Annotated in this window: 1 pseudogene; it reads right to left on the reverse strand. The window is 61.4% G+C overall.

The features are described 5' to 3' along the window. Positions 1-372: 372 nt before the first annotated feature. Positions 373-650: pseudogene (locus DNK89_RS23510) on the reverse strand (Ldh family oxidoreductase); the annotation flags it as partial.

Consider the following 650-nt stretch of genomic DNA (forward strand, 5'->3'; position numbering starts at 1 on the left):
ATCGTTCATACCCCCTCATACAAGAAAGTATGCCAACTGCGCCCACTTACCTTGTGCATGCAGGGACAATCAGCCCTAGGCTACCGTCCAGTGTCCGCGATGGCGTCAGAGGTGAGAGACAGGGGTTTGGTCTACGGAACAGGGTTAAGTCCCTCGGGAGCCAAAGAAACTCACCTGCCTCTCATGGAATGGTAGCTAACCATCCCAGGGATCAAGATACAAGGGAGCCGAAGGCGTACGAGGTTGACAACGGGGCAGTCCGGAGCGAACGCTCCGGACCGCAATCGTAGCCCCGCCGCCCCCGCCCGCCAACGCAACGGGCGGCTCAAGAACCCCTGAGCCGCCCGCAAAAACAACCGTAAACACAAACCCTCAAGGCAACGCTTCAGGCACCCCTAAGTCCGCGGCCAGCTTCTTCAACCCCTCCCAGATGGGAGGCGCGAATTCCAGCGACTCCGCGTTCAGCTCGCGGTTGCGGGCTTCGTACTCGCCCGGATACTGGACGCCGTCCAGGCCCGGTTGCGGCGGGCAGGCATGCAGGTAGGCGATGAACGCGCCCACTTCCATCGAGCGCCAGTCCGTATTGAAGTCCACCTGCGGATCCAGCAGCAGCGCGAACATGTTGTTCGTCGCCACCCCGTTGCGCGGAT

The sequence above is a fragment of the Acidovorax sp. ST3 genome (assembly GCF_003231145.1).
In the GTDB taxonomy this organism is placed as follows: domain Bacteria; phylum Pseudomonadota; class Gammaproteobacteria; order Burkholderiales; family Burkholderiaceae_C; genus Acidovorax.